Consider the following 13,503-nt stretch of genomic DNA (forward strand, 5'->3'; position numbering starts at 1 on the left):
TTTACCGGGATTGTAATGACTTGCGTGAGAGGTCGCTGACCTTTTGAGCGCCCATCAGGCGCATCCCGCGCTCAATCTCCGCACGCATGTTGGCAAGAGCGCGCTCGACACCTGGTCGACCGGCTGCGGCAAGAGGGAAGAGGTAGTATCGACCCAGTCCAACCGCCTTTGCACCCATGGCCAGGGCCTTTAACACATGAGTGCCGCGTTGCACGCCGCCGTCCATCATGACGTCGACTTTGTCTCCGACCGCATCGACGATTTCGCCTAGCTGCTCAAAAGCGGTGCGAGAGCCGTCGAGCTGTCGTCCGCCGTGGTTTGAGAGCACAATTCCGGTGCATCCGATTTCGGCGGCGGTGCTTGCGTCTTCGGTCGACATTACGCCCTTAAGCGCAAACTGGCCGTCCCACTCGGCTACCATATCTTCGACGTCTTTCCACGAAAGTTCAGGATCGAGCATTTCGGTAAAGTATTTCGAAATGGACATGGTTCCCCCACCCATATCGACATGGTCATCGAGCTGGGGTAGCGAGAATTTTTCATGGGTAAGGTAGTTTAGAGCCCAGGCTGGCCGCATTGCAAATTGTGCGATTCCGGCGAGGTTGAGCTTAAAGGGAATGGAAAAGCCGGTACGTTTATCCCGCTCGCGGTTGCCGCCGGTTACCGAATCGACAGTGAGCACCATGGCGTTGACGCCTGCCTCCTTAGCGCGCGCCATCATCTCACGGTTCAGTCCACGGTCTTTATGGAAATAGAACTGATAGACCTGCGGGCCCGAGGAGATTTGCCGCGCCTCCTCAAGACTTATGGTTCCCAGCGACGAGACCCCAAACATTGTATCGAATTTATTGGCTGCAGCGGCTACAGCGCGTTCGCCCTCGTGGTGAAACAGCCGCTGTAGTGCGGTTGGCGAGCAGTAAACAGGCATCGACAGTTTCTGTCCCAGCACGTTCACAGACATGTCTATGTCTTTGACGCCTTTGAGTATGCTCGGGACAAGATCGACTGTATCAAAGGCCTCAGTATTCCGACGGTGTGTGACTTCGTCATCAGCGGCTCCGTCAATATAGTTGAATATGGGGCCAGGGAGCCGCTGGCGTGCCATGCGCCGAAAATCCTGGAAATTGTGGCAATTACTGAGCCGCATGGCGCATCCTGCTGTTAACTGGGGCATTGTGCTCCAGCCAGAACAGACAAGAGCGGTTGGTATTTTGCAATGCTTTGTCGCAAAATCTCTAGCGCATCCGTCAATGAATATCCAGTTTACAAATAAATAGACCGTCGCAGTGTCGCTCTTTGACCGATCGCGAAATCGGTGGATGAGAGGTGTTGCAATCTTCATTGGTCTCCACCAAGGAGAGAAAATCTGATTGTCTCCGACCAAGGGCAGCGCCAGTCGAGGAGTTGGTGATGTCAAAACCTCAGAGGAGACCTACATGCCCATTCGCACTGGCGGACAGATACTTGTCGATCAGCTCAAAATTCATGGCTCCGACCATGTATTCTGTGTACCGGGCGAGAGCTATCTGGCCGTTCTCGATGCGCTTTACGACACTGCGGAAATCAAGACGCACACATGCCGCCATGAGGGCAATGCGGCCATGATGGCAGAGGCCCATGGCAAGCTCACAAACCGCCCTGGGATTTGTATGGTGACGCGTGGGCCAGGGGCGACCAACGCAAGTTCCGGGCTGCACGTGGCCATGCAGGACGCAACACCAATGATCTTGTTTATCGGACAGGTCGCCAGCGATCAGGTCGAACGTGAAGCATTTCAGGAAATCGATTATCGTCGTATGTTCGGGCAAGTCACCAAATGGACCGCCCAGATCGATGACGTGTCTCGGTTGCCGGAGTTTATCGCGCGTGCGTTTCGGGTTGCGACAAGTGGTCGGCCAGGCCCAGTTGCGCTTGCCTTGCCCGAAGATATGCTAACTCGGGCCATCGACGTTGCTGACGCCTTGCCATTCACGCCGCTCGAAAGTTGGCCAGGGCCGCTCCAGATGTCGCAACTGCGTGCAATGCTAGCGGATGCGCAGCGCCCCATGCTCCTGCTTGGCGGCGCTCCTTGGGACAAGACCGCTGTGGCGGCAGTTCATCGCTTTTCCGAAGCCAACCAACTGCCGGTGGCAACAACCTTTCGCCGCGCGGACCGCTTTGATAACGCTCATCCCCTTTATGCCGGGGATCTGGGCATAGGGCCAAATCCCAAATTGGTCGAACGCATCGAGGGTAGCGATCTACTGATTGTGATAGGCGCTCGCCTCACGGAAATGACGACTGGAGGTTACACGCTGCTCGATATCCCGGTACCAAGCCAGACGCTTGTCCATGTCCATCCCGATCCTGAAGAGCTGGGACGGGTCTATCACCCGACGCTTGCTATCAACGCAACGCCTCGCGAATTTGCAAATGCACTTTCTGAGCTCGTCCCTGTTCCGGATCCGGTTTGGCGGGGAACCGGCCAGGCGGCGCACGCTGCCTATGCCGAATGGCAGGTATGCCCCCCCAATCCGGGAGACATACAGCTTGGCGCGGTCATGGAATGGCTCGAGTCCAACATGCCGCCGGAAACAATATATACCAATGGAGCGGGCAACTTCTCTGTCTGGCTACATCGCTTCCACCGCTATCGTCAGTTTGCAACCGAACTTGCGCCGACTTCGGGCTCAATGGGCTACGGGTTCCCCGCAGCCATAGCTGCCGCCATTGTTAGGCCTGACACGCCGGTCATCTGCTTTGCCGGTGACGGGGATTTCCTTATGAGCGCTCAAGATATGGCCACAGCGATAGCGGCGGGTGCAATACCGGTCACCATCGTCTTCAACAATGGCATTCTGGGCACCATACGGATGCATCAAGAAAACCATTACCCTGGCCGCATCTCGGCGACCGACCTGGTCAATCCCGATTTCGCGGCCTACGCTCGCGCGTTTGGCGCTCACGGCGAAACCGTGAACACGACGGCCGAATTTGCACCAGCCATGGAGCGGGCATTGGCAGCAGGCACGGCGGCAGTGGTGGAATTGAAACTGGACCCGCAAGCGATCACGCCACGGACAACGCTCGACAAATTGCGCGAGACTGCACTGGAAAAAGCGCGTCGTTAGCGAACAGCGGCGATATCGCAAAAGCCTATTTCACATGGCGTTCTGGAGCCATGCTCGGAAGCGAACCAGGTGGGGTTTGTTTCTTTTGTCTGGGGCTGTCTCAAGATAATAACTGCCGGTCGTCACATTGGTATCCAGTATCTCTTTGAGCCGACCGGCAGCTATGTCGTTTGCTACACTGAGTTGGGTGGCCAATGCGATTCCTTGATGAGAGAGCGCGGCATCCAGGCCAAGACTGGCATTCCATAGGCTCGGGCCAATCAATGGCGGCAAGTCGTCGAGACCGGCGGCTCTAAACCATGCAGTCCATTGTCGGTGGTCGTTCTCGTGTATCAGCGGAAGGCGCGAAAGCCCGCGAAGATTTTTCGGGGTTCCGTGATCGGCCAGCCATTGAGGGCTGGCGACCGGAAACATTCTTGGCGTCGCCAGCAGCACGGTATTACTGGGCACTCGAGCGACTTCAGCAAACCCGATAAAAAGATCTGCTTCGCTTCCATCCAGATCAGGGGCCGTTTCGGAAGCACGCAAAATTATCTCTACATTCCGCAATGCAGTTTGGATATCCGTTAGTCTCGGGCTGAGCCATCTGGCGGCAAGGCCAGGCATTGCCCAAATCCGCAGGCGGCCCTGAACTGTTCGCGGCATGAACTTTTGAACGGCGTCCTCCAATTGCGCAAGCGCTGCATCGGTTGAAACGTACAATTGTCGACCGTCGCTGGTCAATTTGGCCCCGGTTGTATGCCGCTCAAAGAGCTTTGCACTCAGATAGGTTTCGAGGTTTCGCACATGCCTGCTCACAACGGTGTGCGTGATGCCAAGCGCCTCGGCTCCCTTACGAATGCTGCCCGTGTCGGCGACGGCGTGAAAAGCGCGAAGCAAATGCAATGGTGGAAGATCGGGGACAGTCAAACGGGCCTCCAAGCGTGATGTAGTGGAAGCTTTAGAGCACCACCATGGCTAACGCAATGTCACCTCCCACGGCATTGCCGGCGTGTTAGCACCAAGTCGAAACAAGCTTGAGCAAGGAGCCGTGGTGACAAACAGTGAGCTTATCTTCCGCCGTGATGCAGCAGTCGCGCGCAGTTTAGCGAGTGCCTATCCGATATTTGTTGAGCGCGCAGAGAATTCCATTCTCTGGGATGCCGATGGCAAGTCGTTCATTGACTTTGCAGGAGGCATAGCGGTCCTCAATACTGGACATCGACACCCCAAAGTGCTGGCAGCGGCAATACGCCAAATCGAAGCTTACACTCACACAGCGTTCCAAATTCTTCCCTACGAGCCATACGTCGCGCTGGCTGAACGCCTGAATGCTCTGGCACCGATCGATGGCCCGGCCAAGTCCGTGTTCTTTTCAACCGGCGCCGAAGCTGTCGAGAACGCCATAAAGATCGCCCGCGCTGCAACGGGAAGGGCAGGGGTTATTGCTTTTGCCGGCGGGTTCCACGGTCGCACTCATCTCGCGATGAGCCTTACCGGGAAGGTGTCACCTTACAGAGATCAGTTCGGCGTCGGGCCGGCCGGCATTTTCCATGTCCCATTTCCCTGTGAGGCTGACTCCGTCAGCGTAGAGGAGAGTTTGAAGGCGCTGGAGCGGTTGTTCCGAGCTGACATCTCTCCTGCAGATGTGGCAGCAATCATCATTGAGCCCGTGCAGGGAGAAGGCGGATTTCATTCCGCACCGGAAGCTTTGCTGGCAGAACTGCGCCAATTGGCTGACCAGCATGGGATTGTATTGATTGCCGACGAAATCCAGACTGGTTTTGGGCGCACCGGCAAGATGTTTGCCATGGAGCACAGCACTGTAAGGCCAGATCTAATAACCGTAGCAAAATCTCTTGCCGGTGGATTCCCTCTTTCGGGTGTCATTGGGCGAGCAGATCTTATGGATCAGGCGTCGCCCGGTAGCCTGGGCGGCACCTACTCTGGCAATCCTGTTGCCTGTGCAGCGGCGCTGGCGGTCCTTGACGTTATTGAAGATGAATTTCTGCTCGAGCGGGCCAGTCTGATCGGCAACCGCATTAGAGATCGTTTGGAAAGCTACATCGCGAACGAAGCCGGGCGTCGGATTGTTGGTTTGCGCGGACCTGGCGCGATGATCGCTTTCGACATCATTGACGCGAACGGTCAGCCTGATGCTGCGGCGGCAAAGGCTGTGGCCCATCATGCGCTGGAGCTTGGCCTAGTTATCCTGACATGTGGAATATTTGGGAACACCATCCGGATCCTTGTGCCACTGACGGTACCGGACGATCAACTTGATGACGGCCTTACCCGCCTGGGTGTGGCATTGGGAAAGGAAGACTGAGATGATCATCAAGGACTGGATGGAAAACAGGTGTCTTGTCGATGGCAACTGGATTGGGTCACCGCAGTCGCCCGTCACCAATCCCGCTACTGGTGACATAATCACGAGTGTCCCTAAGCTTGGAGAGGAAGAGGCCAAGGGAGCGCTGGATGCGGCTGCCAAGGCGCTTGTTAAATGGAAACGGCAGTCGGTCAAGCAACGCTCGACCATGCTGAGAGCTTGGTACAACCTGATCATCGACCATCGCGAGGATCTTGCTGCGCTGCTGACAGCAGAGCAGGGAAAGCCCATCGCCGAGGCCCGCGGCGAAATAGACTACGCGGCATCCTATATCGAGTATTACGCAGAAGAGGCAAAACGTATCCTGGGTGAGATATTGCCTCCACCCCGCGATGATACCTATGCGATGGTATTACGCCAGCCGATCGGCGTTGTAGCGCTGATTACGCCGTGGAACTTTCCGGCTGCGATGATCACGCGAAAAGTGGCTCCGGCGTTGGCCAGTGGGTGTACGGTGGTACTCAAACCTGCGCCTGAAACCCCGCTGACGGCATTGGCTTTGGCAGCACTGGCTCGAAGTGCCGGTTTGCCCGATGGTGTGTTCAATGTTGTGACCGGCGATGCAAAGGCAATAGGTGAAGCCTTCGTCACACATCCCGACGTCCGGCTCATCGGCTTCACCGGTTCGACGGATGTGGGCAAATATCTCATGGCTCGCGCGGCCCAATCAATGAAACGTGTGGCGCTAGAGCTCGGAGGAAACGCGCCATTCATCGTCTTTGAAGATGCTGATCTCGATGCCGCGGTGGCCGGCGTGATGGCATCCAAATTTCGTAATATGGGCCAGACCTGCGTTTGCGCAAATCGCATCTATGTGCACAAAAGCGTCCATGACGATTTCGTATCCAGGCTGGCAACAGAAGTTGATGCCCTGACAATCGGCAATGGAGCCAATGGAAACGTAACGCAGGGACCGCTCATCAATCTCGCCGCTGTTGAGAAGGTAGAAGCCCACATTGCCGATGCGCTGGATCGGGGTGCGAAGCTTGTTGCGGGCGGACGCCGACACGCACTCGGCGGAACATTTTTTGAACCGACGGTACTAAAAAACGTGAACGCACACATGCAGGTCGCCAGTGAAGAGACATTCGGACCATTGGCGCCGGTATTTTCTTTCGAAGGCGAGACCGAGGTCCTGGCCGAAGCCAATGCAAGCGAGACAGGGCTGGCAGCATATGTGTTTACTACAGATATGGCGCGCAGCTATCGCATGCTCGATGGACTTGAATACGGGATGGTTGGCATCAACACTGGCATACTGTCGTCGGAGATGGCTCCATTCGGCGGAATTAAGCAAAGTGGCAATGCTCGCGAAGGTTCACATCACGGGATCACCGAGTTCACAGAACTCAAATATGGCCTTATCGGAGGGCTCGGCGTTTGACATCCAAACCTTTGATAGCCGTTGTGTCCTGTGTTCGGGAAGTGGAGGGCGAGCCGGCTAGCATCGTCAAAAAGCGCTATCTGGATGCTGTGACCAACTATGCTGACGCAATCCCGATCATAGTTTCTGCCTGGAGCGATGAGCTTGCGGTGCAAAGCTTGCTTGAGCGCGTCGATGCCGTGCTGCTTACAGGCTCGAACTCGAACATTGAGCCCCAACGCTATGGGGCGGCTGGCAGCGGATCGACGCCATTGGATCCTGCGCGCGATTTCATTAGCCAGCGGCTCATTCATGCTGCAATCGCGATGGAAAAGCCGGTTTTCGGGGTCTGTCGAGGCCTTCAGGAAATCAACGTTGCGTTCGGAGGAACATTGGCTGACGAACGGGAAGCGAACTATGCTGCATTTTCTCATCATGCGCCGGTGGGCGCCAATCTTGAGGCAATGTTTGGGTATAGCCATCCTGCTGCAATTTCCGGCGACGGGCTCATGTCAGAGATTGTCGGAGAGGGCGAAATTACAATCAACAGCGTGCATTTTCAGAGGGGCGATCGCATAGGTGACGGGCTCCAAATAGAAGCTCGATCGGCCGACGGCGTCGTCGAGGCGCTCTCCGCAAGAAATTCTGCTGCACCCGTTTTGGCTGTTCAGTGGCATCCTGAGTGGCAACCTGATGGTCGACACCACGATCTCGCCTTTTGGCGCTATGTCGGCAGAGCAGCTCGTGCCGCTATGCGGTAAGTCGATAAACTTTTTTTATCGGATCAATTGCGCATTAAGATTGGACAGATCTGATCCCATGCCGTGTGATGCTGGCATATCGCATTGCTGGAGGCAGAATGACAGACCGTAAGCTCTACCTAAAATTTGTCGAGTCAGACGTTAAAGGGATCATTTCTCTTTATTGGGACAATGCGCCGGAGACGTGCAAGGCGATCTGGGGTGCGCTCGAAAAGCCCATTCAGGTCCCGGCCAGCCACGCGATCTTTTCGGGCCCGGAAATCATGATGGGCTTGCCAGAAAGTGCGCGCAACTTCGATCCTAAGAGCTTGCCGCCCGAGAACCAGACAGTTTTGCCGGAACCGGGTGACATGCTGTGGTTCTACCAGCCCAAGAATTTCTTTAAGATCGATCCGGATGAGTTCTGGGAAGTAGGTATGTTCTACGGCGTTGGTGGGCGGACGTTTGGCCCGACCGGTTGGATACCTTGCACTTATTTCGCGAAAATGACCGAAGGGCTCGATGCTGTTGCCGAGCAATGCCGGCTTATTCGCAAGGAAGGTATCAAGACTATCGAGTTTGGTCGCCTTTGATCCTTCGAGATGCGCGGTCGCAAGAGGGATGGCCGCGCATCGACAAGTTATGCTTGAACCCAAAGAGAGGATAACAATCATGAAAATCTATGCGTCAATCGCCCTTTCTGGCGTTGCTGCCCTTATGGCCACGACAGCGTTCGCACAGGGCGACTCTATCACGATAAATTCTTTTGGCGGCGCTTACGAAGAAGCTCACCGGCAATGCGTTATTGATCCGTTCGAAGCTGAGACCGGTGCTTCGGTCCAGATCGTGACAGCTTACTCCGCAGATGCGTTTGCACAGTTGCGCGCTCAGGCACAGGCGCCTCAATTCGACGTCATCCACTTCTCTGGTGGTCAGGAAATCGTGGGCGCGGAGGAGGGGTTGCTTGATCCCATCGACCCCTCAAGCCTGCCAAACGCGGCCGATCTTTACGACTTCGCCAAGGCCAATCTCGAAGCCGGTGAAGGCCCTGCCTATTCGATCGCCGCTATCGGCATGATCTACAACACAGAAAACGCCCCTGAAGCGCCAATTTCCTGGACTGATATTTTTGATGAGGCATATGCTGATCACATTGTCCTGACCGATATCTCTAACGGCTATGGCATGTTGGGTTTCCTGATGCTCAATCAGGTTGAGGGCGGCAGCCTAGACGACATTCAGCCGGGGCTGGACGCTGTGAGCGGCTTGCTCGAGAATGGCGCCATCATCGTTTCGACATCACCCGAGATTCAGCAGGAGTTTGCGCAGAACGATGCGTGGGTCGCCCCTTACGCTTCCGACTATGCCTTCACCTTGCGCAATGCCGGACTGCCTACAGCATTTGTGCAGGGCGAAGAGGGCACGCCCGCCAGCTTCATAACAGCCAACCTGGTTGCTGGTCGTGACAATGACGAACTGGCACTCAAGTTCATCGATATGCAGATTTCGCCGGAAGCACAGGCTTGTTTTGCTGAAGCACTGCGTTACACACCCACCAATTCCATGGTGGAGCTTAGCGATGAAGTTGCGGCCGATGTGGTCTACGGACCGGAAGCCGTCGCGGGTCTGCTGCGTTTCGACCCCACAGTGATCGAGGCCAACCGCGCCGCCTGGGTCGATGCCTGGAACCGCACGATCGCCCAGTAAGGGTCACTTCCTATTCTGCCATGCGCGGAATTCGTCCGCGCATGGCGTTCCAGTTTTCCGAGGCCACCAATGACCGACCGTACGGAGAATTCGCTGCTGTTATTGCCAGGCGTGCTGCTTTTGGCGCTGGCATTTTTCATTCCGATTGCGCAGATGCTGGTTCTGGCGGTCTCGGGAGAACAGGGGTTTACCCTCGAGCATTTCACGCGTTTTCTGGGTGATAGCTACTATCTCGGCGTGCTCTGGCGCACCGTGAGGCTTTCACTGCTCATCACGGTAATTTGTACTGCCGTCGGGTTCCCTCTTGCTTACATCATGGCGCGTGTCGGGTCCCGGCTGCGCTTGTGGTTGATCGTGCTTGTCATCTTGCCGCTCATGACGAGCGTGGTCGTGCGTACCTTCGGTTGGATGGTGCTGCTTGGTCGGTCCGGCCTCGTTTCCGAAACACTGCAGAACCTCGGTCTTGTGGGGCGCAATTTTTCGCTGATGCAGACTGAAACCGCCATCGTGATCGGTATGGTTCAGGTGTTGCTGCCGTTTATGACACTTTCCATCCTGGGTGTCGTAACGCGTATCGATACGCGACTTGAAGAAGCTGCACGCACGATGGGCTGTTCGTTCTTACAGACGCTGCGAACCGTGGTGCTGCCATTGGCGCTTCCCGGCATTGTTGCCGGGTCGCTATTGGTCTTCACGCTGTCTGCGTCCTCATTCGTAACCCCAAATCTGCTGGGCGGGTCTCGTATCCAGGTGCTCGCCGCATCGATTTATCGGTCGGTCACCCAAACGTTGGATTGGCCCTTCGCCGCAGCCCAGGCCGTCATCTTGTTCCTGGGTATCCTGATCATTCTCGTGCCCTATGCCAGACTTGGGGGAGGGCGTTCGCATGGTTAAGTCCATTTCCACCCCATTGCGCGTCGCAACAGCCATCTTTGTCTTAGTGACGGCGCTGTTCCTGCTGGCACCCTTGGTGGTCGTTATCGGTGTGTCAGTATCGGAAAGCCAGTTCATAGCATTTCCGCCAGCGGGATTTTCGCTGCGGTGGTATGAAAATGTGCTGGCTTCGGATGCCTATCTCGGCGCTGCCTGGTTGAGCTTGCAAGTCGCTTTGCTAGTGACTTTGAGCTCCACTCTGATCGGTGGCGCAGCCGCTATTGCCATCCATCGGCGTTCGCTACCCTTTTCCGGCGCGCTCGCTACACTTTTTTTGTCGCCGCTTGTGCTGCCGACGATCATTTACGCCATTGGCATGCTGATGCTTTGGAGTGCTGTTTTCGGACCTGTGACACTGGTCACACTTTGGATCAGCCACACTGTGATCACGATCCCTTACGTCGTGCGTACCACATTGGCCGTGCTCTCCGAATCCGACCCATTTCTCGAAGAAGCGGCTCAGACAATGGGTGCCAACCGGCTCCAGCGCCTCTGGCTGGTCGTTGTGCCACAATGCCGTCCTGGCCTGATCGCCGGTGCATTCTTTGCCTTCAATATTTCTTTCGACGAGGCCGTGCTGGCGCTGTTTTTGAGGACACCGGGACTGACAACGCTGCCAGTGCAGATTTATGGCCAACTGGAATTCAGTCCGGACCCTTCGGTTGCTGCAGTCTCTACCATCATGATCGGCATCACGATTGCCCTGATCCTCATCATCGACCGCATGCTCGGCGTGCAGAAATTCGCGAGTTCCTGATTTGCCATGGCTGATGTTCGTCTAACTTCGATCAAGAAATCTTTCGGTCCAATCCAAGTGCTGCATGGCATCTCACTCGATATTGCGTCGGGGGAATTCATAAGCCTGCTAGGCGCGTCGGGGTGCGGAAAGACGACACTCTTGCGCATCGTCGCAGGCCTTGAGGGGGTGACCAGCGGTCAAGTTGAAATCGACGGCGCCGACGTCACGCAACTGCCGCCTGAGAAACGTGACATCGCCATGATGTTTCAATCCTACGCGTTGCTGCCACACCTTTCGGTGTCAGAAAACGTGCGCTTTCCGCTCAGAATGAGGGGAATCGGCAATCGTGACGAGCAGCAGGACAAGGTGCGTGGCGCACTCGATACGGTCCAGTTGGGTCACCTTGCTGATCGTAAGCCCAGCCAGCTTTCCGGAGGGCAGCAACAACGTGTAGCACTAGCCCGTGCAATTGTTACGCGGCCTTTGGTCTTGTTGCTGGACGAACCATTGTCGAATCTGGACGCCCGCTTGCGGGAAGACATGCAGGTGGAACTCATCGAAATTCATAAGCGGCTCGGTCTGACCACCATTTTTGTGACGCACGATCAGGAAGAGGCGCTGAGCCTCTCAGACAGGATTGTGCTGCTCAACAAGGGAAAGGTCGAACAGGAAGGGGCGCCAGCAGAGATTTATTCTCAACCGCGAACGGGGTACGCCTCGAATTTCCTGGGCGCTGCAAATCTGCTGCCAGCGACCGTTTCGCGATCGAACGCCCGCCTTGCCGACGGTCAGACAATTCCACTTGAATCTACGCCTGAAGCGCAGGGCAAGGGCCTTTTGACCATGCGTCAGGAAGACATTGTAATCTGCCCGATCGAGGAAGGTCAGATCACTGCCACAGTGGGAACGCGCATCTTTCTCGGCGCGCGCAATCGCTATGTCCTCCGCCTCGCCGACACCGAATTGCGCGTTCTGGCTGGCACCGACCCCGTCTACGAACGTGGCGACAAAGTCGGTCTCAAGATCGACCCCGCGCGCATCAGGGTTCTCGATGAGAGTGAACCCGCCTGACAACTGGCCATTGGCTGCCCACCGACTACGGAGAATGTGAACAATGGAAACTCGCCTTTTGATCGATGGCGCCTATGTCGCAGGGCAGGGACTGAGCGAGACGGCTTTTGAGCCTGCCAGTGGCAAAGTGCTTGCAGAAGTGGCGTCGGCCGACGCCGGGCAGGTCGAACAGGCAGTTGTCGCTGCTCACAGAGCCTTCGGGGACTGGCGCAAGACGACGCCGAAACTGCGTTCGCGCCTTCTGTGGGCAATCGCCGACGCCGTCGAGTCAAATGCCGACCTGTTGGCTGACGTTGAGTCCCGCAACGCCGGCAAACCCGTTAGATTCGTTAAGGCTGCCGAATTGGCCAATGTGGCAGATGTTTTCCGCTATTTTGCTACGGCAGCGAGGAATGTGCCGGGTGTGGCCGCAAACGGCTATCGGGCCGACAATATGGTGTCGATGCTTCGGCGCGACCCCATCGGTGTCGTTGCCTCGATTGCGCCCTGGAATTACCCGCTGCTCATGGCAGCATGGAAGATCGCGCCGGCTCTGGCTGCGGGAAATACCGTTGTTATTAAGCCTTCCGAAAACACCCCCCTCAGTCTGCTGACGCTTGGCGGGCTCCTCAATGATTTTTTGCCCAACGGGGTCGTCAATATCATTTGCGGCAATGGACTCGATGTGGGCCAAAAGCTCATCACGCACCCTTTGGTGCGGATGATTTCGGTTACCGGTGATGTCAGGACGGGCAGGGCGGTTCTAAAGGCGGCAGCGGGCGAAACGATCAAGCGCACCCATCTCGAATTGGGGGGCAAGGCGCCCGTCATAGTTCTAAAGGACGCCGATCTCGATGCAGTTGTAGAAACGCTGCGCGAAGCCAGTTTTTATAACGCGGGTCAAGATTGTACAGCGGCGTGTCGCATATTCGCCGATCGCTCGATCGTATCCGACCTGAACGCACGCATGCAATCGATGGTCAACAGCCTGGTGTACGGAGCGCCCGAGCGCGACGGCGTGGAATTTGGGCCATTGATCTCAAAAGCGCAACAGGAGCGCGTTGCCGGGTTCGTTTCTCGAGCACAATCGGATGGTGGGGAAATTCTCTCTGGGGGGAAGACGCCCGAAGGGGCGGGCTTCTTTCATGAGCCGACGCTTATCCAGGCGGGGATTTCAAGTGAGATCGTCCAAAAGGAAGTGTTTGGTCCGGTTGTGACGGTTACGCCCTTTGAGTCGCCTGAAGAGGCGCTGGGCTGGGCAAACGCGTCTGAATATGGACTTGCATCCTCAGTGTGGTCGCGGGACGCGACGTCTGCAATGTCGATTGCCAATGCGCTCGAATATGGCGTGACATGGGTAAACACGCATGGTGTCTTTGCGACAGAGATGCCACACGGTGGAATGAAGAACTCCGGCTATGGATCAGATCTCTCAATGCAATCACTGCTTGAGTACACCCAGGCCCGGCATGTGATGATCGCGTCCTGAGCCC

The 13,503-nt window shown here is 56.3% G+C and carries 12 protein-coding genes; 10 read left to right on the plus strand and 2 right to left on the minus strand.

Translation table 11 applies throughout. From position 1 onward, the window contains the following. Window position 1 precedes the first annotated feature (1 nt). On the minus strand, window positions 2-1,147 hold the full coding sequence (locus ACN0TA_RS06630) for an alpha-hydroxy acid oxidase (RefSeq protein ID WP_417581035.1): 1,146 nt from the start codon (window positions 1,145-1,147) through the stop codon (window positions 2-4). 289 nt (window positions 1,148-1,436) lie between these two features. On the opposite strand from ACN0TA_RS06630, the gene ACN0TA_RS06635 reads away from it, so the two are divergent. Beyond that, the gene (locus tag ACN0TA_RS06635; protein WP_417581037.1) at window positions 1,437-3,110 is read left to right on the plus strand and encodes a thiamine pyrophosphate-binding protein; all 1,674 of its coding nucleotides are present in this window, start codon (window positions 1,437-1,439) and stop codon (window positions 3,108-3,110) included. 30 nt (window positions 3,111-3,140) lie between these two features. On the opposite strand, the gene ACN0TA_RS06640 is transcribed toward ACN0TA_RS06635, so the two are convergent. Continuing rightward, window positions 3,141-4,019: a LysR substrate-binding domain-containing protein gene (locus ACN0TA_RS06640; protein ID WP_417581039.1), complete on the minus strand. Its 879-nt coding sequence runs from the start codon at window positions 4,017-4,019 to the stop codon at window positions 3,141-3,143. A gap of 124 nt (window positions 4,020-4,143) precedes the next feature. Here ACN0TA_RS06640 and gabT point away from each other — a divergent pair, with 124 nt between their 5' ends. The 9 genes from gabT (at window position 4,144) to ACN0TA_RS06685 (ending at window position 13,499) form a co-directional block, all read left to right on the plus strand. Next, window positions 4,144-5,418, plus strand: a complete 1,275-nt coding sequence (gabT, locus tag ACN0TA_RS06645) for a 4-aminobutyrate--2-oxoglutarate transaminase (protein ID WP_417581041.1) — start codon at window positions 4,144-4,146, stop codon at window positions 5,416-5,418. Between the two features lies 1 nt (window position 5,419). Continuing rightward, entirely contained in the window at window positions 5,420-6,862 is a 1,443-nt protein-coding gene (locus tag ACN0TA_RS06650; protein ID WP_417581043.1) for an NAD-dependent succinate-semialdehyde dehydrogenase, read from the plus strand. Further along, the gene (locus tag ACN0TA_RS06655; protein WP_417581045.1) at window positions 6,859-7,602 is read left to right on the plus strand and encodes a gamma-glutamyl-gamma-aminobutyrate hydrolase family protein; all 744 of its coding nucleotides are present in this window, start codon (window positions 6,859-6,861) and stop codon (window positions 7,600-7,602) included. Before ACN0TA_RS06650 ends, ACN0TA_RS06655 begins: the two co-directional genes overlap by 4 nt. 98 nt (window positions 7,603-7,700) lie before the next feature. Further along, window positions 7,701-8,174 (plus strand): DUF3830 family protein, encoded by a 474-nt coding sequence (locus ACN0TA_RS06660; RefSeq protein WP_417581047.1) that lies wholly within the window; start codon window positions 7,701-7,703, stop codon window positions 8,172-8,174. Between the two features lie 79 nt (window positions 8,175-8,253). Next, window positions 8,254-9,288: an ABC transporter substrate-binding protein gene (locus ACN0TA_RS06665; RefSeq protein ID WP_417581049.1), complete on the plus strand. Its 1,035-nt coding sequence runs from the start codon at window positions 8,254-8,256 to the stop codon at window positions 9,286-9,288. A gap of 69 nt (window positions 9,289-9,357) precedes the next feature. Then, a complete protein-coding gene (locus tag ACN0TA_RS06670) occupies window positions 9,358-10,182 on the plus strand; it encodes an ABC transporter permease (protein WP_417581051.1) in 825 nt (274 codons plus the stop codon). Beyond that, window positions 10,175-10,978 (plus strand): ABC transporter permease, encoded by an 804-nt coding sequence (locus tag ACN0TA_RS06675; protein WP_417581053.1) that lies wholly within the window; start codon window positions 10,175-10,177, stop codon window positions 10,976-10,978. Before ACN0TA_RS06670 ends, ACN0TA_RS06675 begins: the two co-directional genes overlap by 8 nt. 6 nt (window positions 10,979-10,984) lie before the next feature. After that, complete coding sequence (locus tag ACN0TA_RS06680) at window positions 10,985-12,031, plus strand: ABC transporter ATP-binding protein (RefSeq protein ID WP_417581056.1); 1,047 nt, start codon at window positions 10,985-10,987, stop codon at window positions 12,029-12,031. A gap of 43 nt (window positions 12,032-12,074) precedes the next feature. Beyond that, window positions 12,075-13,499: an aminobutyraldehyde dehydrogenase gene (locus ACN0TA_RS06685; protein WP_417581058.1), complete on the plus strand. Its 1,425-nt coding sequence runs from the start codon at window positions 12,075-12,077 to the stop codon at window positions 13,497-13,499. The last annotated feature ends 4 nt before the right edge of the window (window positions 13,500-13,503 follow it).

Origin of the sequence: Pelagibacterium sp. (assembly GCF_048264985.1) — a bacterium.
Lineage (GTDB): Bacteria > Pseudomonadota > Alphaproteobacteria > Rhizobiales > Devosiaceae > Pelagibacterium.